Origin of the sequence: Pygmaiobacter massiliensis, from assembly GCF_900199435.1 — a bacterium.
GTDB lineage: Bacteria > Bacillota > Clostridia > Oscillospirales > Ruminococcaceae > Pygmaiobacter > Pygmaiobacter massiliensis.
On sequence record NZ_OAML01000003.1, the window covers coordinates 506,794 to 528,983 of the forward strand.

Below are 22,190 nucleotides of genomic sequence, written 5' to 3' on the forward strand. Positions count from 1 at the left end.
CGACACCGTCCCATCAAATTAAAATAAAAAATCTCGCGAACAAAAACACGATACGAACGAAGTCAAACAGAGAGGAAGGTGTGGCCATGGCTCCTTTTGGGCTGTGGTGAATTTATGGTAATAGATCTTAATGTATATTATACCTGTGGTCTTGCGGTTCTGGTTTTGATGCTCGGCGAATGGATTAAAAATAAAAGTGCGATTTTGCGCAAATTCTGTATCCCGGTACCTGTCATTGGCGGGTTGGTTTTTACTGTTTTGGCGACAATACTTTACAGTGCTGGCGTTTGCGAATTTAAATTTGACGGTGTTTTAAAAGACTTTTTCTCGCTGGCGTTTTATGCGGGCATTGGCTTTACCGCCAGCATTACAGTGCTGCGCAAAGGCGGCATCAAAGTATTCAAATATCTGGCCATTGCGGTGTTGGCGGTTGTGCTGCAAAACGCGCTGGGCGTTGGTGTGGCAAGCCTGCTCGGCATCAATCCGCTGATTGGCCTTGCCACCGGTTCTATCCCGATGACGGGTGGACATGGCACCTCGGCAACCTTTGCGCCTGAACTTGAGGCTCTCGGCCTTTCCGGTGCATCCACCATCGCGCTGGCGGCAGCTACCTTTGGCCTGGTCGCAGGCAGTTTGATTGGCGGCCCGGTTGGGCGTTACCTTGCAGAAAAGAAATGTGGCCTTTCTCCGCTGCAGCGCAAAGCAATGGAAAAATCCGCTACTGTCAGCGCCGATAAAACCGCACTGACGGAAAAGGACTTTTTGGCAGCTACTTATCAAATTTTGCTGGCAATGGCACTGGGCAGCATGATCTCTGTACTGCTGAAAAAGACAGGCCTCAGTTTCCCAGCTTCGGTAGGCGCGATGCTTGCCTCAGCACTGTTTACCAATATCGCAGATGTTGTGCCAAAGATTAAAATTCGGCATGAAGCAATTAATATTATTGGCAACATCTCTTTGCTGCTTTTCCTTGCCATTACAATGATGACGATGAAACTGTGGCAGCTGGTGGATCTGGCGATTCCGATGATTATTTTGCTGGTGTGCCAGGTTGTACTTATGGTGCTCATTGCCATCTTTGTCACCTTCCCGCTGATGGGCAAAGATTTTACAGCGGCGATGATGGCAAGCGGACATTGCGGCTTTGGCCTCGGCGCAGTGCCTACTGCAATGGCAAACATGAAAACCCTTTCCGACACTTATGGCGAATCGCCAGAAGCGTTCTTCATCGTTCCATTGGTGGGCAGTTTGTTTATTAACTTCTTTAACAGCATTGTTATTACAGTATTTATGAATATAGCGATTTAAGCGCATCCAGAAAAACAGAGCAGAGGCCGCAGTGCTGCTGCTCTGTTTTGTTTTGGGTGCTTGTGGTAAAATAGAACCGTATTAAAATGCAAATAATAGCTGTAAAATAACTTGAGCGGTAGATAGAAGGGATGTTATAAATGCAAAAACTGGACGAGAATGGATATTTAGTGGAAGCCGGAGATGAACTTTTTTGCAGCGCTTCTTCGCGCGAGCTGGTCGCTTTTTTGCGCAGCGGTTTTCCGACATTGGAAATTGAGCAAACGAATATGCAAAGTGGGTATCTGCCATTTTTATATACCGTGCTGGCGAACAGTAATCCAGAGTATCAAAGCAACCCTCAAAGCTATCTGCAATGCCGCGGAGGAGTAGAAAAAGAAGCGGACAAAGCAGGTTTTGAAGTGCAGGGACTGCTTGTGCTGGACGAAGGCGCAGGACATGAGCTTTACCTTGCACAGCCGCAAAGTAAGCACAGCGGCGCTTTTGGCCGCGAGCCGATTTTGGTATGGGCAGAGCATAAAACAGGCACAGTGCTTTGTGAAAACAGCGAAGAACTCACACGCCGCCTGCGGGAATTTGTTGCCGCCTCTTCCACTGAAAGTGGCAGAGTGGTATAATCTCCAAAGAAGAGAAACGTGCTAAGCCCGATAGAGAAGGGCCAAAATGGGGCACAAAGCAACGATTGGAGACGGTGAAATGAAAAAGATAGGCTTTATCGGATGCGGCAATATGGCGAAAGCAATGATTGGTGGAATTGTAGCTTCTGGGTTGGTGCCCGCACAGGAGGTGCTGGCCTCTGCACGCACCGAGGCCACTCGCACAGCGGCAGAAAAAGCTTACGGCATCTGTACTACAGCGGATAACCGCGAGGTAGCTCAGAATTGCGAAGTTGTAGTGCTGGCAGTCAAACCGCAGGTATATCCTGAAGTGATTGCGGAAATCGCTTCGGCGGTGGACGAGCACACGGTGCTTGTTACCATTGCCCCTGGTTTTACATTGGCACGGCTGGAAGAGCTTTTCGGCCATTCGGTAAAGCTGGTGCGCACAATGCCGAATACGCCCGCCATGGTACGCGAGGGCATGACAGCAGCCTGCAAGAATGCGGCGGTTACCGAGCAGGAGATGGAGAACGTGCTGGCGATTCTGTCCAGCTTTGGTAAAGCGAAGCTGATTCCGGAAGGTTTGATGGACGCCGTTGTTGCGGTAAGCGGTTCTTCGCCCGCCTATGTCTATCTGTTTATTGAGGCGATGGCTGACGCCGCCGTGCTGCAAGGTATGCCCCGGCCAATGGCATACGAGTTTGCGGCCCAGTCGGTTTACGGTGCAGCCAAAATGGTGCTTGAGACCGGCAAACATCCCGGTGAGCTGAAAGATATGGTCTGCTCGCCCAAAGGTACCACCATTGAAGCAGTGCGGGTACTTGAAGAAAAAGGTCTGCGCAGCAGTGTTATCGAAGCGATGATTGCCTGCGGTGAAAAGGCAAAAAAAGTATAAGCATCCACTTTTGCAAAGTGCGGCAAATGCCTGCAATAGCTAAGACTTTACATCATAAAATAAAAAATGCTTCCGTCCCATTTTTTAGGGTCGGAAGCATTTTGTTTTACAGCGTAAAAAGTGTGAGGACAGCTTAGATGTTTTTTGCTTTGGATTCAAGCGAAAGGCCTTTTACAGGGAGACTTTCGCGATAAATGCGAAATTTCGATTTGCCAAGCGACTTTGCGGAATAAAGTGCGTGGTCGGCTTTTTCCAGCAGCTCTCGAAAAGTAAGCCCGTCACTGGGGCTGCGTGCAATTCCCACGCTTGCGGTAATGGTCAGCTCTTCTCCATCAGCCGATGCAAAATTTTGCTGCAACTGTCGGCAAAGAGCAGCTGCTTTTTGCCGCACAGCGCGCAAAGGCATATGATGCGCAAAAACATAGAATTCATCACCGCCGAAACGGCCGACTAAATCGTCTTCACGAAAAATATTGCCAATTTTTTGTGCTGCATGCTGCAGTGCTTCATCGCCTTGCAGATGGCCCAGCCGATCATTGAGCTGCTTGAAATTATCTAAGTCAATAAAGAATAAAACAAATTCCTCGCCCGGATGCTCTGCAAGTGAATTGCGCGCTAAAAACTGAAAGGCTTCTTTGTGGTAAACACCGGTCATATGGTCGATTTGAGCCAGCATTTCTAAACGCAAGTGCTCTTTCACCAGTTCGTCCACTACCTGTATTCTCCCCATAAGTCGGGTTAATTTGCCGTTATCATACAGGCCATAGAGGGTGAGGTCGCACCATAAATATTCACCGTCCGCTTTTATGAGTCGCACCCGTGTAGATACCGGTGAGTGCTGGCCGGTTTCTTCCTCTCGCAGCTTGAGAATCTGTTCCCGGTCCTGCGGGTGAATCTGTTCTGCCAAGATAGGATTTTTAAGGACTTGCAGTGGCTGTGCAGAGCGGCCGAAAACTTTTTCGAACTGACTGGAGGAAACCACAGTTCCTGTTTCGAGGCTGGCATCAAAAATAATAGCGTCTGATTGTTCTATAAGAATTTCATAACGCTTGTGCTCTGCTTCCAGGCGTTGCCGCAATTTTTTTTGTTCGCTGATATCAATAACAGCACAGAAAAGCAGCGGTTTGCTTTCGCAGGCAGATAGGGTACCGCGCAGCAGCACCGGTAGCAAAGAGCCGTCGGTTCGCACGAGGTTAAGCTCGGTAGCGATAGATTGACCGAGACTTTGCACGGCGCAGAGCATACGGAGAAAGTCTGCACGGTCTTCCTTTGTAACAAAATCAAACAAATTCGGTAAAGTCTCGATGGTATCCGGCACAGGCCGTCCGAGTAGCGCCCAAAACCCATCGTTGGCATAAGCAAGCGAAGCATACTCGTCTGGAACCAGCGCAAGCATGCCGCCGTTCAGGTGGTCAGCCAAAGCCTTTAAAATATCACTGTTTTTTTGAGATGCCAGGCTGTTTGCACGGCGCAGACGGATTATTAGCCAAACCACTAAAAAAATAAGCAAAATTATGACCAAAAGGAAGCCCAGGTAGAATAGTTTGCTTCCTTGTGCAACATTGGTGGTAGGAGATACTGCGCCGGGGTAATTGCTGGCAGCAGAAAGCGAAAGTGCAAAGCCGGATACTAAAAACAGAAAAAAGCAGAGAGCAAGGCCTCGTGACAAAACAGTATACATTGCACGAGCTCCTCTCTTTTTTTGAATAGGATTTTTGACAATATAAAATTTATTCTAGCATAAAGCTTATTTGTTTACAATTTTTTCCAATTTTTAACTTTCAAAAAAACTTGATATTTTTTTGTTCAAGTTTTTTTGTGTCTCTTGTGAGCTGCCCAAAAAGCTGTTATGATAAAAAAGTATGTAAAATGGAAAATAATTGCCTAAAGGGGGCTGCCTATGCAAGAACCATATTGGCAGAGGAATCTTAGAAATTTTGCGCTTGGTTTCATTGTAGTGCTGAGTGTGATGTTGCTTTTTTTAGTGCCATTGATGACATCTGAAAAAATGGATAAATTCGGTACCAAAGAGGTCACTTCGCTTACCACTTGGTATTACAGAAAAGGGGTGGAGGAACATCGTGTAACACTACCCGTTGCGTTGCCTTCCATGCCATATGAGGAGATGACTTTCAGTACGACACTGCCCTTGGAATTTTCGTCCGGAACAAGCATCTGCCTGCGCAGCTCGCTTTCTCAGGTCCACGTGAAAGTGGATGGCGAATTGCTTTATGATTCCGGCACTGCGGGCAGTGGCGGGCTGATTGATAGCCGCTGGAACCTCGTACAACTGCCACTATCCACTGCAGGTAAGACGCTGGAGATTTCGCTGGTCAGCAAACATGCGGGAAGAGCGGGCACGTTAAATGAGGTAGTGATAGGCGACGAGTCGACCATATTGTTAAATATTGTGCGCCGCTACGGCAGCGGCTTAATCATAGGCATATTGATTTTTCTTTTGGGCGTTCTGCTGCTTCCGCTTCAGTTTATCATGGACAAAAAATCTTTTCCAAGGCAAGAGGCAATCTATCTCTCTCTTTTTGCAATGGCAACTTCCGGCTGGCTGCTCGGTGAATCGAAAATGCTGCAGTTTTTCACCGGTAATGGTACCTTTACCACCTTGTTGCCGTTTATAAGCCTCCTGCTGCTGCCCATGCCGCTTGTTCTTTACGTAGAAGACTTTGGCGAAACAAAAAACAAATGGTTGCTCCGTACTTTATTTTGGGCATTTGTAGGCAATTTTATAATATGTAGTGTGCTGCATTTCGCAGGCATTGCTGACTTTTACACCACAATCCCAGCACTTCACCTACTAATGATTGTTGCCATTATTTCAATTACTGCAATTTTGGTGCGAGAGGCAGTGACACGCCACAACAAACGAGCGACATATCTGCTGCTCGCGCAGTCGGTGCTGTTTATCAGCAGTCTGGCAGAGCTGGTACTGTTCTATCGCCGGGATTTTTCGGTCACCACAATTGGCCTGCAGATTGGCCTGCTGTGCTATATTGCGGTACTGAGCTGGTATTATTACAGCAAAATAAAAAGTTTGATGCAAAAGAATCAGGAAACGCGTTATCTGCGTGGCCTTGCGTATCGCGACCTTTTAACCGGCGGCAAAAACCGCACGGCTTACTACGAAGATATCCCGAAATATTTCAACGCCACCAGCCAGAAACTCAGCTGGCTGATGCTGTTTGATTTGAATAACCTCAAATACATTAATGATTGTTACGGCCATGCTGCCGGAGATGAAGCGCTGCGCACAGCATTTATATGCATAGAAGAATGCTTTGCGAAACACGGCAGTTGCTACCGCATTGGCGGCGATGAATTTGCTGCCTTTTTAGATGGCCTAGGCGAGCAGGAAATAGAACAGGCGATACAGTGCTTTGAGCGCACCGTGCGAGAAAAAGACGCCCAGATGCCTTACGAGTTTCAGGTAGCGCTAGGTTTTGGCTGGTATGATAATTCGATTTACGAAAATTTTGAAAGCCTTTCTCAAGAAGTAGACCGGCGTATGTATGCCAATAAAGTAAAGCAAAAAATCGGACGTACGGCCACACCTACACCGAAAGAAAAACCTTTGGCTGCAAATCACGTTGCATCACCAAAGCAAGGATAAGGATGGAAAAATGGAAAAATTGCTGGACGAGCTGCAAGCCTGGGGCTGCGATATTCCCGCCGCAATCGATAGGGTGCTGGGCGATAAGGAGCTGTATTGCTCCTGCTTGGAGCTTTTTGCGGAGGACGAGAATTTTGAGCTTTGCGCTAAGGCTTTGCATGAACAGAATTATCGAGCCGCTTTTGAGGCTGCACATGCCCTAAAGGGCGTTGCTGCAAACCTGGAACTTACCCCGCTGCGAACTTGCATTAGTGCGCTGGTAGAGCAGCTGCGACACAAACAAACCGATGGTCTGGAACCATATTGGACCGCAATACGAGCAGCTCGTACACAGCTGCAAAATTTTTTAAAGGAGAGATTATAAAATGCTTTTTGTATGTTATCCTGCCTGCTCCACTTGCAAAAAGGCGCAGGCATTTCTGGACGAAATGGACAAAGCTTATGAAATACGCAATATCAAATTGCAAAATCCAACCGCAGAGGAAATTAGCAGCTGGCAAACCAAAAGTGGTTTGCCGTTAAAGCGCTTTTTCAATACCAGTGGCCTGCTATATAAGGCGCAGGGCCTCAAAGAAAAGCTGCCGCAAATGTCAGAAGAAGAGCAGCTTGCACTGCTGGCGACAGATGGCATGCTGGTGCGCCGCCCTATTTTGGTTACAGAAGATACCGTGTTGGTCGGCTTTCGTGAGCCGGAATGGAGCGCTGCGCTGCAGAAAAAGAAATAAGCTTTTGTGCGGCTGTAGGTGACCCATGCATTTTGGCGTTGCAACCAATAACATAAAAAATAATATAAAAAGAAAGCCCGCCGGGAGGAGAAATCCTCTCAGCGGGCTTTTTGTGTGAAAAGAAAAAGCGGAAATTCAATCAAAGATGGGACAAAATAGTTTTATCAAAGCTTGTGGCGCTTTAAAATTTCGCTCAACAGCTCGTTGGCGGCCTCTTCTTTGCTCATCAGCGGCAAGGCGCGCTCGCCTTCGGCAGTAATAAGAGTAAGCAGGTTAGTGGCAACACCAAAGCCGGCACCCTCGTCGCGCAGGTTATTTGCTGCAATCATATCAATGTGCTTTTTCTCAAGCTTTTTGCGGGAGTTTGCAATCATGTCCTGCGTTTCCATCGAAAAACCGCAGAGGAACTGCCCCGGCATACGGTGATTACCAAGCCACGCAAGAATATCGGTGGTGCGTGCAAGCGGCAAGCTTAAATCGTCCTCGGCACCTTTTTTGATTTTGTGCTCGGCCACGGTGCAAGGGGTGTAATCCGCGACCGCGGCTGCCATTACCACAATATCGGCCATGCGGCTTTTTTGCGAAACAGCCTGAAACATCTCTTCTGCCGAGTTTACGTTTACCGTTTGCAGGTAGCCAGGTGCTTTCAGCTCGGTCGGGCCCGAAACCAGTGTTACCTGTGCCCCGCGCGCCGCTGCGGCGCGTGCCAGTGCATACCCCATTTTGCCGGTGGAATGATTGGTGAGGAAACGCACAGGGTCGAGTGCTTCTCGTGTCGGGCCGGCGCTGACGAGCACGTGCAGGCCCTCCATATCTTTTTCGTGAGACAGCGCGTGTAATGCCGCTTCCAGTATGTCTGCCGGGTCTGGCAATTTACCTTTGCCGATTGCACCGCAGGCAAGCCGCCCACTGGCAGGTTCTAAAATTTCCCAGCCGTACCGGCGGAGGGTGGTAAGGTTGTCCTGCGTCACCGGGTTTTCATACATTTTGGTGTTCATTGCAGGTGCGGCAATTTTAGGACAGTTGCAGGCCAGCACGGTGGTGGTCAGCATATCGTCGGCGATGCCGTGTGCAAGTTTTGCCAGCACATTTGCCGTAGCAGGCGCAATCAGCACCAGGTCAGCCTGATCTGCCAGTGCGATATGTTCTACCTCATGGGGGTGGTTGCGGTCAAAGGTATCTATAATCGTTCGGTTACCTGTCAGCGACTCAAAGGTAAGTGGAGCAATAAACTCGGTGGCGTGCGCCGTCATCACAACCTGTACATTACAGTGCTGCTTGACCAGGGCAGAAGTAAGCTCTGCAGCTTTATAACAAGCAATGCCGCCGGTAACGCCCAGCAGCACAGTTTTTCCTTTCAGCATATCGATATCAGCCTCGTTTCATCTGTTTGCCCCTTAGTATAACAAAGAGCAGAGGGGGTGTAAACAGTTTTCCATTGTATTTATCCGGCAGTTCCAGTATAATAAGGCGGGCAAAAGTTCTGCCGGTGTCGTTGCACCTGCTAAAAGGGGAGGGCAGCAGACGCAAAAAGCAGAGCATAAGCCAATTATTTTGAGCGCTGTATCTTTTTATAAAAAAGGGCTGCCGATATTGCAACGCCGCGGCAACCTGCCTGCAAATACCGCTTCGCAAAGCAAACCTGCGCCCTTGCAGAGAAAAAGAACAGCAGCCGGAGGTAAGAAAATTGAAAAATTCAAGACGTTCATCTGCAAACAGGCAAAGCGTACAGGGGCTTGCCATTTTAGCCATGTTCACTTCGGTGATTTTGGTGCTGGCTTTCACGCCACTGGGGCTGATTGATCTGCCGTTCATCAAAGCAACCATACTACATGTGCCGGTTGTTATTGGTGCGGTTTTGCTTGGACCGCGCAAGGGTGCATTTTTAGGCGGAGTGTTTGGCGTTGCCAGCCTCATCAAAAACACCATTGCACCCAGCGCGCTTTCTTTTGCGTTTTCTCCGTTTATGCCGGTTCCCGGGCAGGACAAGGGCAGCCTTTGGGCTTTGGTCATCTGCCTTGTACCTCGCATTTTAGTTGGCGTTACCCCCTGGTTGATTTATCGCCTTTGGGGAACCCTGTTTTCCAAACAGAATAAAACCATGCAAACGGGCGGACTTGCCGCTGCGGGTATTGTTGGCGCACTGACCAATACTATTTTGGTTATGGGGATGATTTATCTCGTGTTCCGCCAGCCTTATGCCGACATAAAAGGCATTGCGCTCGGCGAAGTATTCAACGTGATTCTTGGTGTGGTTGCAGCAAACGGTGTGCCGGAACTGCTTGTGGCCGCGGTATTGGTACCGCTGGTCTGCCTGCCGCTGCTGAAAGCGATGCCCCACCTTAATAATGATAAAAACTAAGCAAGTACCGCCCCGCGCATAGTGAATGTAGCGGCACTTGACGAAGATGAATTTAGATTGTCGCGCTGAGATTGCAGCAGATGTGAAAGCGCGGACAAAAGATTGCGGTTTAAGGCTGGGCAGCTGAAGACGCTGAAGACGCTGTAGGTTCCCCCCAACGCCGCAAGCGGAGAAGAAAAATGGTTCTTGCAATAGATATTGGAAATACAAGTGTAACAGTCGGCGGGTTTGCCGGCGATGAGCTGCGCTTTGCCCAGCGGCTGACGACGGATGCTGAAAAAGGGCAGACGGGCTATGAAGCAGAGCTGCGCACACTGTTGCAACAAAATGGCTGCGCGGCGGAGATAGAAGGGGTGGTGGTCTCTTCAGTTGTTCCTCAGGCAGAGTGCTGCCTTGTACCGGCATTACAGGCAGTGACCGGCACAAGACCTCTTGTGGTGACCCCGGACCTTGATTTGGGACTTGAGATAAAAGGATATGACACGGCAAGTCTTGGGCGCGATCGAATGGTCGATGCTGTTGCTGCGCTGCATTTTTATCAGCCGCCGATTGCACTCTTTGACCTTGGCACCGCTACGACCCTTTCTGTCTTAGATGAGCAGGGGCGGTTTTGCGGGGGCGCGATTGCAGCAGGGGTGCAGATGGGGCTTTGTGCGTTACATACACGCACAGCGCAATTGCCCGAAATTCAGCTTTCTAAGCCGGCTTCGGTGGTTGGAAACAATACCGAAGAATGTCTGCGCAGCGGCGCTGTGATTGGCGCAGCAGCACTGGTGGATGGATTTTCAAAACGGGTAGAGCAGGAACTTGGTTGCCCGGTAAGGACCGTTGTAACAGGAGGTGCTGCCCGCTGGGTGCTGCCTTGGTGCCAGCGAGAAGTGGCACATCGGGAACACCTGCTTCTGGAAGGGCTGTACCTTATCTATCAACGCTGTGTCACAAAATGAAAAAGGATAAAAGTTTTTGAATTGCATGACACCGCCAAGTGCTTTGGACGACCTGGCAGGCAGATGTCGGCCAAAATGATTGCCGGTAAATGCAACAAAAGGGCTGCCCCCTTACCAAGCAGGGCAGTCCCCATACGATAATAAAAGGCAGAGGCCCAATGGCTTCTGCCTTTTGCTATTCGCGCAAGCTTTTTACTCTATAAAGTAGGCGGCTACAATTTCTCCATAATAAGCCGTATGATAGTCACAGTTTGCGCCGTGGAAGGAACTATCGACATTTTGTGGATAAAAGGCAGCACGGTTTGCCTCGGTGATGGCAGCAGCGTCCTGCTTTTGTGCATATACCACGCGGCATTCCAGCGTCAGCGGTAACTCTTTGATGCCGGGGACTGAAATTCGCAGGGGAGGTTCTTCCGTGAGACCAAGCTCTGCAAATTTGTCGGCGCTATGGCCCGACTTTGTACCACAGACGGCAATGATGTTTTTATCATAATCGCCGCAGGGCATATTAATTGTAAATTCCGGATTTTTATCCAGCTGCTGCTTGGTGAAACGGTTTTCACGCACAAAAACCGTAAAGGTCGGTTTGCCCCAATCAATGCCAAGGGTACCCCATGAGATGGCCATGGCATTCGCTTTGCCGTCTGCTTTGGTGGTGAGCAGCACACCTTTTTTCAGTGCATCTAAAATCTCTTTGGTATAATCAAAAACCTCAATTTCTCTTTTCATTACAACAACCTCCTGATATAACCTATGTGGCGATTTTATAATACACCACAGCCCATAACAATATTGTGCGGGTTTATCTGCTGCACGGCAAAACCCGCAGTTAGCTAGTTTTCGCAGCGTTTTGCTACTACTACAAACCGCCCGTTTACGGTGTGATAGCTACAGGTAGAAAGGGTCAGCAGCTGGTCACCAAATACCGCAGTCTCAGAGATGGGGTATCCGGTGAGCGCACGGCAGCCAGCCACATAATCTGCAAACTGCATTTCGGTTTGCAGGTCGGTATATTCATAGTAGCAAAAGGCATCGCTTCCTGGCGGCAAAATTTCAGTTGCAAACGCGGCGATAATACGGTAGCGGAAGAGGCCTTGCTGTGTCTGCAAAGTGATGGTGGGATGTTCTTCATAAAAGCTTTGCGACCGATAAGAAAGCAGCGGTGCAAACATAGTACCGTTTTGCATATTATGCCCGTAAATTACCGTATTTGTGCCCCCCGGCGGCACGGTGCCATCGGAAAAGGGGGTACCACTGAGCGAAGAATGCCCGCGAAAATCCCGTCGCAGATAATGTTCCGGGTCGTTTGGCGTATACATGACCGGGTAATCAATGCTGGTTCCTTCGATGGAAAGCCAGCCATAATAATCGGAGTTTTGGGCTGCAAGCTGAGCAAACGACGTGGGTTCCGATGTGTTGCTTTCGTCTGGCGAGACAACAGGCAGACTTTCGCCGTTTTGGGAAAAGGTGCCGGGAGCTGAGCTCGCGGGATGTATCTTGCCTGCGAGCACTTTAAAATCGGCAGCTTCTTTGCGCAGGGTTAATTCGCGCTGCAACAGGCTGACCAGACAAAAGCAAAATACGGCAGCAAAGACGCCGAGCAAAAGAAAAAGGCGCAGCCGGCCTTTGCGCTTTAAACAATGATGAGAAAATGCCATGTGCACGGCTCACCTCACTAAACTAGATGCCCGCAAAGCCAAACTGCCCGGCCAGATGCAGCCAGCCGGGCAGTTTGTGCTTTCTCAGTCAGAGCGGGATGAAGGAATTAACGCTTTTTGCGGGGGTTCGGATTTGTTAGGCGGTGGGTGCAGTAAAGCAGCCCGATAGCCGAAACTGCAAGCATGCCCCACAGCGGTGCGGCAAAATCGCCGGTGTCTGGCACCGAAGCGACTTTTTCATAAAGGTACACTACGGTCTGCTCACTGTTTGTAAATGTGCCGGAAGCGTTGTTCGAGTTCAGCACCATGCGGTAGCCTTTGATCATTTTTGCAGAGGTGATATAAGATGTGCCTACCTCGCCGGAAAGCACCTCTTGCGATGCGAGCGGTGCTTTGGTTTTCTGGTCAAGGAAGAGTACTACAACAGAACCGCGCGCGGCAGGTAACTTGGTGTAATAGTAGTTCACTGTCTGTACTGACTGGGTGTAGGTGCCCGAAGTATTTCCACTATTGCCGGTAGCAGTATAGCCAGCAATTTCGGGTGCTGAGGTGGTGTAGGCGCTGCCAACAGTGCCGTAAATCCGGATGGCGGGGGCCAGCTCTTTCCCGGTGGCCTGATCAAGATACTGTACAATAATGCTGCTGGTGGCAGGCGGCGTTTTTTGATAGTAATAGGTGACGGTTTGCGATGCTTCTTGATATTGGCCCTCCGGGCTGCCGGAAATGGCGAACAGGGTGTAGCCTTCCAGCGCTTTGGGCGCGGTAGCATACGGGTCACCTATAGTGCCTTGCAGGGTGTCCGCGGCGGCAAGCTCCACCGAGGTGTCTTTATCCAGATGTTTTACCGTAACGGTGCCAAGATTTGCAGGGGCCTCTTTATAATAAAAAGTAACGGTTTGCGGTGTTTCAGCAAAAATGCCCTCCACAGAGCCGTCGATGGAAATCAACGTATAGCCGGGGATGATTTTTTCCTCTGCGGTGTAGGTGGTGCCCACAGCTCCGGTTAGGGTAAGTTCCGGGGAAAGTGCGGTGCCGGTCGTTTGCTCCAGATACCGCACGGTGACAGAGCCTTGCACAGGAAGATTCTTGGTATAGTAATAGCTTACCGTCTGGGCCTCTTCGGTATAAGTGCCGGAGGTATTGCCAGAGTTGCCGCTAAGGGTATAGCCGGCAACTGTTTTTGGCGTAGTGGTGTACGGCTCGCCGACGGTGCCGGTTAAAAGATCGCTCGCAGCAATCTCGTTGCCGGTGCCTTGCTCAAGGTACTTAACGTATAAGGTGCCCTGCACAGGTGGGTTTTGAGTGTAGTAAAAAATCACAGTCTGCGGCTCGGCCGTGTACTGACCGGAGGTGTTGCCAGAATCTCCGCTGAGGGTGTAGCCCGCTACTGATTTGGCAGTAGCAGTGTAGTTTGAACCCACAGCCCCAGTTAGCGTTTCGGTTGGGGCAACCTGGGTGGTTGTGCCTTGCTCTAAATATTGTACGTTAACGGTGCCTTGCACTGGCGGCAGTGCCCGGTAGTAATACGTGACCGTTTGCGGAGAGGTTTGGTAGGTGCCCTGAGCGTTGTCAGGGGCGCTGCTGAGCAGATAGCCCGGTATCGATTTGGGGGACGTAACATAAGCACTGCCAATCGTGCCCGTGAGCGTATCAGAAGGTGCCAGCGCAGCGTTAGTGCCCTCTTCCCAATAACGTACAGTGACAGTGCCCTGTGCCGGTGGAGTCTTTTCATAATAGTAAATTACAGTTTGCGGAGTAGCCGAAATGTATCCGGTCGGATTCCCTTGAATTTCTATAAGGTCATAGCCAGAAATGGTTTGTGCACTGGTAGAGTACCATGACCCTACCGGTCCGGTATAAATCATGGGAGAAGAAAGAGGAATGGAGGTAGACTTTTCAAGATACTTAGCGGTTACGGTGCCTTGGACAGGTGCCTTTGCAACATAATAATAAGTAACGTATTGGTCGAAGGGCAAAAAACGGCCAGATGTGCTGCCGACAGTGGTGTAAAGCTCAAAGCCGTTAATTAATTTAGGCGAGGTGGAATAACGAGTGCCAATATAACCGCTCAGAGTGGTGGATGAGGCAAGAATATCGCCAGTGTTCCACTCGCGGTAGGATACGTACACATGGCCGACCAGGCGGTCATCATCATCGTCATCGTCATCGTCGTCATCTCTGTGTGCGGCAACGGTGGCGGATGGAGCTGAAACTGCCGCACGAGTGCTATCCGGTATTGCAGTTGGCGTTGCAGCTGGTAGACTTTCCTCGCTGCTTGGCGCTTCAGAGGAAGCAGGCACTGCGATAGGCTGGGGTGAGAAAATTGGTGAAGAGTTGTCAGCCGATTCGGGAGGGGCAGTTGCATCAGAAGAATCATCTGTAGGAGTTAGCGTTTGCCCAGAGGATGATGGCACCGGAGCAAAAGAGGTATCTGCGACCGAATCTGATGCAGGCGGTATCGCGGAATTTTCGGGTACAGTTTGCGTCGGCACTGTGGTTTCCACCGAAGCGGGCGAAGAAGCCTCTTGAGAGGCAGCGGGCAGGCTCTCCTCAGCGGCGAACGCAGCAGCTCCGCATTGCAGCAAAAGTGATGCGCAGACCAGAAACGAAAGGAATGCCCGGTGCGATTTTTGACGAAAGGGCATGAAATCACCTCGAAATTCAATTACTTTCCCCAGTCTATGCAGCATATTTGAAAACCGATTTTGCAAAATATCGCAGCTGGGTGCTGATGCATATACTGGAGAACGAACAATTGTTTTGAGGAGGTAGCTGAGATGGAAGAAACGTTTGAACTGGTGCCAGGCCCGGATGCGGATACAATTACCCAGAGGGTAAAGGTGTGCATGCCGGTTTGCATTAATCCCTATGCCAGGGCAGGTATGCCCAAAATAGAGTGCCGCGAGCCAGCCGTGGGAGAGATGGGTGTACCCTGCAGGGGCGTAAAAGACGGTAGCTGCGAGTTTACCGTGACACAGATGCTGGAAATAGAAATTCCAATTGGCTTTGGTGCCGAGGCAGAAACCGGTAGCACCTATGTAACGTGCGGCTGCAGAGAAAATATTTTGCTGCAAAATGATTCTCCTGCCCCCGCAGAGGAAAAATAGCTGCGCGGTTTGTCCAAAACCAAACAAAACGCAAATCGAAAGAAGGCACCGCGTTTTATGCCGGTGCTCTCTTTTTTATGAGCAAAGCAAGAAAAAATGAGCGATTGTCTTAAAATGCAAGAACAAGGTAGGAAGAAACAGAGACAAACGCGCTTTGCAAAACGAAAAAGAAAAACCAGTGGCGAAAGCTGTCATCGTACATATACTGGGGCAGAAACCAAATTTGGAGGTACGTATTATGTGCAACGAAGTAGAGACCAAAGAAGCCAACTGTGCAAGAGTCGCAACCCAAACTGCAAAAGTTTGCGTTCCTATCTCTGTGAAACCTTATGCCCGCACCGGGCGCGTTGTTGTAAGATGCCTCGGCGATATGGAAATTAACCGCTGCTGCCATTGCGAAGGCAAGGTAGACGGCAGCTGTGAGTTCACTGTGAGCCAGGTATTGAAAATCGACATCCCGGTAGAGTTCGGCGCTACCGTGAAAACCGGCGCAACCTATGTGCAATGTGGCCGCCGTGAGGGCGACGAGAAAGACATGGCTCCCTGCGGTTGCGAAGAAAAAGAGCCGGAAGCAGAAGAGTAATCCAGCCAAAGCTTCACTCCCTTAAAAAAGCAGCCACCTCCGCCGGTGGCTGCTTTTATTTTGGTTGTCTGGCAAAAACGTGCGGACCGATTTGCTGCACAATTATATCGACCTCAGCCCGCTGATGATTGATTTTTTTTTATAAAAAAGGTATGCTAAAAACAATAGAAATCAGCCGCCCTGCCAAGGATGTCCAAAGCAAGGTGCGGAGAAGTTAAAATTGCCGCCCCCCTGCGGCCACGCGAAAGGACCTTATTCAAATGAGAGAGATCGCAAAAAAAGAACTGGACCAGTTGGTGCAGCGTCGCCCCGAATTGCAGGTTTGCAGTGAAGCGCTGGCACAGGCAACCGAGCTGTTGGCTGAAGTTTATCGCCGCGGCGGCAAGCTGCTTTGCTGCGGCAATGGCGGCTCTGCGGCAGACGCAGCGCATATTGTCGGCGAGCTGATGAAAAACTTTTGCCTGCCTCGCCCGGTAACCGCAGACGAAAAGTCTGCACTGCTGGCGGCCTCTGCGAAAAACGGTGCAATGCTCGCCGAAAACTTGCATCGGGCACTGCCCGCTGTCAGCCTTGCAGGGGAAATTTCGCTCTCTACCGCGTTTGCGAATGATGCAATTCCCCAACTGACCTTTGCGCAGCAGGTTTTTGGCCTCGGCAATGCAGGTGATGCGCTGCTTGCTATCTCTACCAGCGGCAATAGCGAAAACTGTGTCTATGCTGCAGAAACCGCAAAAGCAAAAGGCATGCAGGTGATTGCATTGACCGGAGCAAAGGAAAGTGCTCTTTCGGCCATTGCGGATGTCACCGTAAAAGCGCCCGAAACCGAGACCTACCGTATTCAGGAATGTCATCTGCCGCTGTACCACGCACTTTGCCTTGCATTGGAAGCGGAATTTTTTGCAAAAGATGCCGAATAGCTTGCAACTGCATGCTTTTTCTGCTACAATCAAAAACTGTGTACTGTCTTTTTAGGTCGGTACACAGTTTTTTTATAAAGTAATCAAAAGAATACGATAGATATAAACGGAGGAACAATATTGTTAACAGTAAGTGATGTAAGTCTGCAGTTTGACGGTACCGACCTGTTCAAACACGTAGATCTTAAATTTACCGATGGAAACTGCTATGGCATCATTGGTGCAAACGGCGCAGGTAAATCGACCCTTCTTCGCATCCTTTCCGGCCAGCTGGAGCCGACCACCGGCAACGTTAGCCTTTCTGCCGGCACGCGCATGAGCGTGCTGGAGCAGGACCACTTTAAATATGATGAATACACCGTCATGGATACCGTAATCATGGGCAACCACCGCCTTTACGAAGTACGGCAGGAAAAAGATGCCCTGTATGCAAAAGAAGATTTTTCTGAAGAAGACGGCGAGCGTGCAGGCGTGCTGGAAGCAGAGTTTGCTGAGCTGGGCGGATGGGAAGCTGAAACCGAAGCGGCCCAGCTGCTTTGCGGCCTCGGCGTGCCTACCGATGAGCATTACAGCCTGATGAGCGCGCTGGACGGCCGCGGCAAGGTGAAGGTATTGCTGGCACAGGCCCTGTTTGGACAGCCGAACATCGTACTGCTTGACGAGCCCACCAACTATCTCGATATTGAATCCATCAACTGGCTTGAAGACTTCCTCATGGATTACCCGTACACGGTGCTGGTTGTCAGCCATGACCGTCACTTCCTCAATGCGGTCTGCACCCATACCGTCGATATCGATTACAACCAAGTTAAGATGTATATGGGCAACTATGACTTCTGGTACGAGTCGTCCAAATTGATGCAGCAGCTCATCCGCAACCAGAACAAGAAAAAAGAAGAGAAGATGAAAGAGCTGCAAAACTTTATTCAGCGCTTCTCTGCAAATAAATCCAAATCCAAGCAGGCAACCAGCCGTAAAAAAATTCTCGACTCGATGGAGCTGGAGGATATGCCGGCATCCAGCCGTAAATATCCGTTTGTCGGTTTTAACGCCGAGCGCGAGCTGGGCAAAGATATCCTGTTTGTCGAGAATCTTTCCAAAACCGTGGACGGTGTGAAAGTGCTAGACAACGTGACCTTCAGCGTTACCAAAAACGAGAAGATTGCGTTTGTGGGCGATAACGAAGCAGGGCAGACTGCACTGTTTCAGATTTTGAATGAAGAGATGGAACCGGACGAGGGTAGCTTCAAATGGGGCGTATCCACGACCCGCAGCTATTTCCCCAAAGACAACTCCGCCTTCTTCGACGGCTGCGAGATGAACCTTGTCGAGTGGCTGCGTCAGTACTCCACCGATACCACCGAAACCTATCTGCGCGGCTTTTTGGGCCGCATGCTCTTCTCGGGCGATGATGTGTACAAACAGGTACAGGTGCTTTCGGGCGGCGAGAAAGTGCGCTGCATGCTCTCCCGCATGATGCTTGGCAGCGCCAACGTACTGCTGCTGGATCAGCCCACCAACCATCTCGACCTTGAATCCATCACCGCTGTGAACAACGGCCTTGCCGATTTCTCTGGCGACGTTTTCTTCTCCAGCCATGACCACCAGTTTATTGACACGGTGGCGACCCGCATCATCGAGCTGCGTCCCGAAGCAGAGGGTGGCGGTTGCATTGACCGCACTGGCAGCTTTGATGAGTTTTTGGAGTACAAACAGACCTTAAAGGCATAAAAAACAGGCTGATTTTGAGCAGATGCTTTCAAAAACAAACGAACATGCCGTGCTGATTAGAGCACGGCATGTTTTTTTAAAGAGAAGGCATATAATTTGTATATTATTCCAAAAATACAGCAACAAAAAATGAGGGCTTGTAGGAAGTGACTATTCCGTAATACGGAAAGTCGTCCATGATACGAAATTATTTACAAAAAATCCATATTTTTTGTGAGAAATGTGATATCATAGAATCGACGACGAAAAAAGGGCAAAATTGCGCTCAAAACCCGCCAATAAACTTTGTTAAAAAGCTGCAAAATTGAACATTTTGCCGAAGTGAAAATAGATTGATAATTTTTTAACAATATCCTATTGAAACCAAGTTTTGATTGTGATATAGTAAAGTCGTACCTTAAGAAGATTACCCGCACGCGCGGGCAAATGTTGTAAATTTTGATTGGAGGATCTACTTATGTCTAAGGAAATCGTTCTGGTTGGCGCATGCCGTACCGCTGTTGGTAAAATGGGCGGTGTCTTGTCGAATGTTCCCGCTGTTGAGCTTGGTGCTATCGTTATGAAAGAGGCCATCAAACGTGCCGGCATTAGCCCGGAGGATATCGATGAGGTTATCTTCGGCAATGTTATCACCGCTGCTTTGGGCCAGAACCCGGCTCGTCAGGCTGCTGTTAAAGCAGGCATTCCTTATGCTGCACCGGCACTGACCCTGGGCAACGTTTGCGGCTCCGGCCTCAAATCCGTCAACATGGCTGCTGCAATGATCGAAGCAGGCGAAGCTGATGTTATCGTTGCTGGCGGCATGGAGAACATGTCCCTGGCTCCGTATGCTATGACCAAAGCCCGTTACGGCTACCGCATGAACAATGCTACCATGATCGATACCATGGTAAACGACGCACTGTGGGATGCATTCAACGACTACCACATGGGCATCACCGCTGAGAACGTTGCAGAAGAGTACGAAATCAGCCGTGAAGAGCAGGACAAATTTGCTGCATGGAGCCAGCAGAAATGCGAAGCTGCACGCAAAGCCGGCCGTTTTGACGCAGAGATCGTTCCTGTTCCCGTTAAAGTTAAAAAAGACATTGTCATGGTTACCGCTGACGAAGGCCCCCGTGACGGCGTTACCGCTGAGAGCCTCGGCAAGCTGAAACCCGCTTTCCGCAAAGAGGACGGCACTGTTACCGCTGCAAACGCTTCTGGCATCAACGACGGCGCTGCTTGCGTTATTGTTATGAGCGCTGAGAAAGCAAAAGAACTGGGCGTAAAACCGATGGCAAAATGGGTCGGCGGCGCTTCCGGCGGCGTAGATCCCCGCATCATGGGTGTTGGCCCCGCTACCTCCACCAAAAAAGCATTCGACAAAACCGGCCTGAACATCAAGCAGATGGACCTCATCGAGGCAAACGAAGCTTTCGCTGCACAGGCTCTGGCTGTTGGCAAACTGCTCAACTGGGATGACTCCAAAGTCAACGTCAACGGCGGCGCAATCGCTATTGGCCACCCGGTAGGCGCTTCCGGCTGCCGTATCCTCGTCACCCTGCTGCACGAGCTGCAGAAACGTGATGGCAAATACGGCCTGGCAACCCTTTGCGTTGGCGGCGGTATGGGCGTTAGCACCATTGTCGAGAACGTGAAATAAGAAGCGGTTTTTCTTCGCTTTTTGCCACACAACCAATAGCACTGTAGGAAAGGAGCTCGTCTCATGAGCTTTGTCAGATATGAAGAAAAAGGTCATTACGCCATTATGACGATTGACCGACCGGAAGCGCTGAATGCGCTCAACAGCCAGGTTATTTGCGAAATTGGCGAGGCAATCGAAGCGATTGACCTCGAAAACATCCGCTGCCTCATCGTCACCGGCGCAGGACATAAAAGTTTTGTTGCAGGTGCTGATATTGCAGAGATGGCGCACCTGACCAAAAAAGGCGGTGAACGCTTTGGCGCTGAAGGCAGTGCTGTCTTCCGCAAACTTGCCCGTATGCCGATTCCCGTCATTGCGGCGGTAAACGGTTTTGCGCTTGGTGGCGGCTGTGAGCTGGCTCTGGCCTGCGATATTCGTATTGCAAGCGAGAACGCCCGCTTTGGCCAGCCCGAAGTAGGTCTGGGTATCACCCCGGGCTTCGGCGGCACCCAGCGTCTGGCCCGCATTATTGGTACCGGTAAAGCAAAAGAAATGCTCTTTACCGGCAGCATCATCGACGCAAAAGAGGCATACCGCCTGCTGCTCGTCAATGATGTTTACCCCGCAGAGGAGCTGATGGCTGCTGCTGAGAAACTGGCACAGACCATTGCAAACAATGCACCGATTGCGGTACAGAACACCAAACGTGCGGTTAACGAAGGCAAACAGGTCGATATCGACTCGGCACTGACCATCGAAGCACGCTATTTTGGCGACTGCTTTGAGACTGCAGATCAGATCGAGGGCATGGCGGCGTTCCTGGAACACCGCAAACACGGAGCATTCGAAAACAAATAAATAAGCATCGTCCGGCTCAGCGGGGAGTTACCTACGCTGAGCTGGGCTGCTTTATTAAGCAAAATGTAAAAATTTGCTTAATCTACCACATTTTTTATAAAACGATTTGTTTTTGAACAGGCACTTTTCCACCCTACATTGTTATTTTTTAGACAAACGCACAAAACAGGGCTTGTAAGTTTGTGCAACATGATATTTGAATTTATATTATAATTATAAAGTCGATACCCAGAAGGTGTTCACTTTGTAATGGTGAGACGTAATGGAGGTATTTACAATGAAAGTTGGTATTATTGGTGCAGGCACCATGGGTTCCGGTATTGCACAGGCTTTTGCACAGGCTGGCTATGATGTTTGCCTTTGCGACATCAAAGAAGAGTTCGCAGCTGGCGGCAAAGCCAAAATCGAAAAAGCACTCGCTTCTCGCGTTGCAAAAGGCAAAATGGCACAGGCAGACGCTGACGCTATCACTGGCCGCATCGTGACCGGCCTCAAAGAGATCACCGCTGATTGCGACCTCGTTGTCGAAGCTGCAATCGAGCGCATGGACCTCAAAAAAGAGCTGTTCAAGAGCCTCGACGAGATCTGCAAACCGGGCTGCATCCTTGCAACCAACACTTCTTCTCTCTCTGTCACCGAAATCGGCGCTGGCCTTGGCCGCCCCGTTGTCGGCATGCACTTCTTCAATCCGGCTCCCGCAATGAAGCTGGTTGAGGTTATCGCAGGCGAGAACACCCCCGACGAGACCGTTCAGCAGGTCATCAAAATCTCTGAGGAAATGGGCAAAACCCCGGTTCAGGTCAACGAAGCTGCCGGCTTTGTCGTTAACCGTATCCTCATCCCGATGATCAACGAAGCAATCTTCATCTACTCTGAGGGCGTTGCTTCGGTTGAAGGCATCGACGCTGCTATGCAGCTTGGTGCTAACCACCCGATGGGCCCCCTGGCACTCGGCGACCTTATTGGTCTTGACGTTGTGCTGGCTATCATGGAAGTCTTGTACAGCGAAATGGGCGACACCAAATATCGTCCCGCTCCGCTGCTCCGCAAAATGGTCCGCGCTGGCAAACTTGGCCGCAAGACCGGTAAAGGCTTCTACGATTATTCTAAATAAAAGCCTACTTTGAAATTGCGATATCAGTGAAAAAACCGCTGCTCCGTAAGGGGCAGTGGCTTTTCCGCATTTGGGCTGCAGCTGCCGATTTTGGCGGCCGTACCGTTGCCTCGATGCGGACAACCGATATTTGC

The 22,190-nt window shown here is 50.0% G+C and carries 20 protein-coding genes and 1 pseudogene; 16 read left to right on the forward strand and 5 right to left on the reverse strand.

The window, feature by feature from the left end:
• Positions 1 to 114 precede the first annotated feature (114 nt).
• The 3 genes from gltS (at position 115) to proC (ending at position 2,802) form a co-directional block, all read left to right on the forward strand.
• Positions 115 to 1,308 (forward strand): sodium/glutamate symporter, encoded by a 1,194-nt coding sequence (gltS, locus tag C1A11_RS07040; RefSeq protein WP_102051028.1) that lies wholly within the window; start codon positions 115 to 117, stop codon positions 1,306 to 1,308.
• Between the two features lie 140 nt (positions 1,309 to 1,448).
• Positions 1,449 to 1,925, forward strand: a complete 477-nt coding sequence (locus tag C1A11_RS07045; RefSeq protein ID WP_102049780.1) for a hypothetical protein — start codon at positions 1,449 to 1,451, stop codon at positions 1,923 to 1,925.
• A gap of 46 nt (positions 1,926 to 1,971) precedes the next feature.
• Positions 1,972 to 2,802: a pyrroline-5-carboxylate reductase gene (gene proC / locus C1A11_RS07050; RefSeq protein ID WP_242965866.1), complete on the forward strand. Its 831-nt coding sequence runs from the start codon at positions 1,972 to 1,974 to the stop codon at positions 2,800 to 2,802.
• Positions 2,803 to 2,935: 133 nt separating this feature from the next.
• Here the strand turns inward: proC and C1A11_RS07055 are convergent, their stop codons facing one another.
• A complete protein-coding gene (locus C1A11_RS07055; protein ID WP_102049781.1) occupies positions 2,936 to 4,483 on the reverse strand; it encodes a sensor domain-containing diguanylate cyclase in 1,548 nt (515 codons plus the stop codon).
• Between the two features lie 219 nt (positions 4,484 to 4,702).
• Between C1A11_RS07055 and C1A11_RS07060 the strand changes: the two genes are divergently transcribed.
• From C1A11_RS07060 to C1A11_RS07070, 3 genes are read left to right on the forward strand one after another with little or no spacing between them, the layout of a single operon-like run.
• The gene (locus C1A11_RS07060; protein ID WP_102049782.1) at positions 4,703 to 6,427 is read left to right on the forward strand and encodes a GGDEF domain-containing protein; all 1,725 of its coding nucleotides are present in this window, start codon (positions 4,703 to 4,705) and stop codon (positions 6,425 to 6,427) included.
• A 10-nt stretch (positions 6,428 to 6,437) separates the two neighbouring features.
• Entirely contained in the window at positions 6,438 to 6,791 is a 354-nt protein-coding gene (locus C1A11_RS07065; protein ID WP_102049783.1) for an Hpt domain-containing protein, read from the forward strand.
• A 1-nt stretch (position 6,792) separates the two neighbouring features.
• Positions 6,793 to 7,152: an arsenate reductase family protein gene (locus tag C1A11_RS07070; RefSeq protein WP_102049784.1), complete on the forward strand. Its 360-nt coding sequence runs from the start codon at positions 6,793 to 6,795 to the stop codon at positions 7,150 to 7,152.
• Between the two features lie 164 nt (positions 7,153 to 7,316).
• Here the strand turns inward: C1A11_RS07070 and coaBC are convergent, their stop codons facing one another.
• Entirely contained in the window at positions 7,317 to 8,516 is a 1,200-nt protein-coding gene (coaBC, locus tag C1A11_RS07075; protein ID WP_102049785.1) for a bifunctional phosphopantothenoylcysteine decarboxylase/phosphopantothenate--cysteine ligase CoaBC, read from the reverse strand.
• 323 nt (positions 8,517 to 8,839) lie between these two features.
• On the opposite strand from coaBC, the gene C1A11_RS07085 reads away from it, so the two are divergent.
• Together C1A11_RS07085 and C1A11_RS07090 are read left to right on the forward strand one after the other, a co-directional pair.
• Entirely contained in the window at positions 8,840 to 9,514 is a 675-nt protein-coding gene (locus C1A11_RS07085) for an ECF transporter S component (RefSeq protein ID WP_278335975.1), read from the forward strand.
• A 179-nt stretch (positions 9,515 to 9,693) separates the two neighbouring features.
• Positions 9,694 to 10,461 (forward strand): type III pantothenate kinase, encoded by a 768-nt coding sequence (locus C1A11_RS07090; RefSeq protein WP_102049788.1) that lies wholly within the window; start codon positions 9,694 to 9,696, stop codon positions 10,459 to 10,461.
• A 192-nt stretch (positions 10,462 to 10,653) separates the two neighbouring features.
• On the opposite strand, the gene C1A11_RS07095 is transcribed toward C1A11_RS07090, so the two are convergent.
• The 3 genes from C1A11_RS07095 to C1A11_RS07105 form a co-directional block, all read right to left on the reverse strand.
• Positions 10,654 to 11,190, reverse strand: coding sequence for a flavin reductase family protein (locus C1A11_RS07095; RefSeq protein ID WP_102049789.1), 537 nt, complete (start codon positions 11,188 to 11,190; stop codon positions 10,654 to 10,656).
• Between the two features lie 104 nt (positions 11,191 to 11,294).
• On the reverse strand, positions 11,295 to 12,119 hold the full coding sequence (locus tag C1A11_RS07100; RefSeq protein WP_102049790.1) for a class B sortase: 825 nt from the start codon (positions 12,117 to 12,119) through the stop codon (positions 11,295 to 11,297).
• 107 nt (positions 12,120 to 12,226) lie between these two features.
• Entirely contained in the window at positions 12,227 to 14,764 is a 2,538-nt protein-coding gene (locus C1A11_RS07105; RefSeq protein WP_180950278.1) for a MucBP domain-containing protein, read from the reverse strand.
• Between the two features lie 132 nt (positions 14,765 to 14,896).
• On the opposite strand from C1A11_RS07105, the gene C1A11_RS07110 reads away from it, so the two are divergent.
• From C1A11_RS07110 to C1A11_RS07140, 8 genes and pseudogenes are all read left to right on the forward strand, one after another.
• The gene (locus tag C1A11_RS07110) at positions 14,897 to 15,226 is read left to right on the forward strand and encodes a hypothetical protein (RefSeq protein ID WP_102049792.1); all 330 of its coding nucleotides are present in this window, start codon (positions 14,897 to 14,899) and stop codon (positions 15,224 to 15,226) included.
• 238 nt (positions 15,227 to 15,464) lie between these two features.
• Positions 15,465 to 15,809, forward strand: coding sequence for a hypothetical protein (locus tag C1A11_RS07115; RefSeq protein WP_102049793.1), 345 nt, complete (start codon positions 15,465 to 15,467; stop codon positions 15,807 to 15,809).
• A 260-nt stretch (positions 15,810 to 16,069) separates the two neighbouring features.
• Positions 16,070 to 16,726, forward strand: coding sequence for a D-sedoheptulose-7-phosphate isomerase (locus C1A11_RS07120; protein WP_102049794.1), 657 nt, complete (start codon positions 16,070 to 16,072; stop codon positions 16,724 to 16,726).
• Between the two features lie 120 nt (positions 16,727 to 16,846).
• Positions 16,847 to 17,386, forward strand: a pseudogene (locus C1A11_RS14090) (ATP-binding cassette domain-containing protein); the annotation flags it as partial.
• Between the two features lie 54 nt (positions 17,387 to 17,440).
• Positions 17,441 to 18,457 (forward strand): ABC-F family ATP-binding cassette domain-containing protein, encoded by a 1,017-nt coding sequence (locus tag C1A11_RS14095; protein ID WP_446676996.1) that lies wholly within the window; start codon positions 17,441 to 17,443, stop codon positions 18,455 to 18,457.
• 457 nt (positions 18,458 to 18,914) lie between these two features.
• Positions 18,915 to 20,102 (forward strand): acetyl-CoA C-acetyltransferase, encoded by a 1,188-nt coding sequence (locus tag C1A11_RS07130; RefSeq protein ID WP_102049796.1) that lies wholly within the window; start codon positions 18,915 to 18,917, stop codon positions 20,100 to 20,102.
• Between the two features lie 63 nt (positions 20,103 to 20,165).
• Positions 20,166 to 20,942 carry an enoyl-CoA hydratase-related protein gene (locus C1A11_RS07135; RefSeq protein ID WP_102049797.1) on the forward strand — a complete coding sequence of 259 codons (777 nt, stop codon included), beginning with the start codon at positions 20,166 to 20,168 and terminating at the stop codon, positions 20,940 to 20,942.
• A 277-nt stretch (positions 20,943 to 21,219) separates the two neighbouring features.
• On the forward strand, positions 21,220 to 22,056 hold the full coding sequence (locus C1A11_RS07140) for a 3-hydroxyacyl-CoA dehydrogenase family protein (RefSeq protein ID WP_102049798.1): 837 nt from the start codon (positions 21,220 to 21,222) through the stop codon (positions 22,054 to 22,056).
• The last annotated feature ends 134 nt before the right edge of the window (positions 22,057 to 22,190 follow it).

Excerpts from the sequence above, each read along its gene's own strand:
- C1A11_RS07100 (WP_102049790.1), bottom strand. The coding sequence starts at position 12,119 with ATGGCATTTTCTCATCATTGTTTAAAGCGCAAAGGCCGGCTGCGCCTT.
- C1A11_RS07070 (WP_102049784.1), top strand. The coding sequence starts at position 6,793 with ATGCTTTTTGTATGTTATCCTGCCTGCTCCACTTGCAAAAAGGCGCAG.
- C1A11_RS07135 (WP_102049797.1), top strand. The coding sequence starts at position 20,166 with ATGAGCTTTGTCAGATATGAAGAAAAAGGTCATTACGCCATTATGACG.
- C1A11_RS07110 (WP_102049792.1), top strand. The coding sequence starts at position 14,897 with ATGGAAGAAACGTTTGAACTGGTGCCAGGCCCGGATGCGGATACAATT.
- C1A11_RS07090 (WP_102049788.1), top strand. The coding sequence starts at position 9,694 with ATGGTTCTTGCAATAGATATTGGAAATACAAGTGTAACAGTCGGCGGG.
- C1A11_RS07095 (WP_102049789.1), bottom strand. The coding sequence starts at position 11,190 with ATGAAAAGAGAAATTGAGGTTTTTGATTATACCAAAGAGATTTTAGAT.
- C1A11_RS07130 (WP_102049796.1), top strand. The coding sequence starts at position 18,915 with ATGTCTAAGGAAATCGTTCTGGTTGGCGCATGCCGTACCGCTGTTGGT.
- C1A11_RS07105 (WP_180950278.1), bottom strand. The coding sequence starts at position 14,764 with ATGCCCTTTCGTCAAAAATCGCACCGGGCATTCCTTTCGTTTCTGGTC.
- gltS (WP_102051028.1), top strand. The coding sequence starts at position 115 with ATGGTAATAGATCTTAATGTATATTATACCTGTGGTCTTGCGGTTCTG.
- C1A11_RS07140 (WP_102049798.1), top strand. The coding sequence starts at position 21,220 with ATGAAAGTTGGTATTATTGGTGCAGGCACCATGGGTTCCGGTATTGCA.
- C1A11_RS07115 (WP_102049793.1), top strand. The coding sequence starts at position 15,465 with ATGTGCAACGAAGTAGAGACCAAAGAAGCCAACTGTGCAAGAGTCGCA.
- coaBC (WP_102049785.1), bottom strand. The coding sequence starts at position 8,516 with ATGCTGAAAGGAAAAACTGTGCTGCTGGGCGTTACCGGCGGCATTGCT.
- C1A11_RS07120 (WP_102049794.1), top strand. The coding sequence starts at position 16,070 with ATGAGAGAGATCGCAAAAAAAGAACTGGACCAGTTGGTGCAGCGTCGC.
- C1A11_RS07045 (WP_102049780.1), top strand. The coding sequence starts at position 1,449 with ATGCAAAAACTGGACGAGAATGGATATTTAGTGGAAGCCGGAGATGAA.
- C1A11_RS07065 (WP_102049783.1), top strand. The coding sequence starts at position 6,438 with ATGGAAAAATTGCTGGACGAGCTGCAAGCCTGGGGCTGCGATATTCCC.
- C1A11_RS14095 (WP_446676996.1), top strand. The coding sequence starts at position 17,441 with ATGGATTACCCGTACACGGTGCTGGTTGTCAGCCATGACCGTCACTTC.
- C1A11_RS07060 (WP_102049782.1), top strand. The coding sequence starts at position 4,703 with ATGCAAGAACCATATTGGCAGAGGAATCTTAGAAATTTTGCGCTTGGT.
- proC (WP_242965866.1), top strand. The coding sequence starts at position 1,972 with ATGGGGCACAAAGCAACGATTGGAGACGGTGAAATGAAAAAGATAGGC.
- C1A11_RS07055 (WP_102049781.1), bottom strand. The coding sequence starts at position 4,483 with ATGTATACTGTTTTGTCACGAGGCCTTGCTCTCTGCTTTTTTCTGTTT.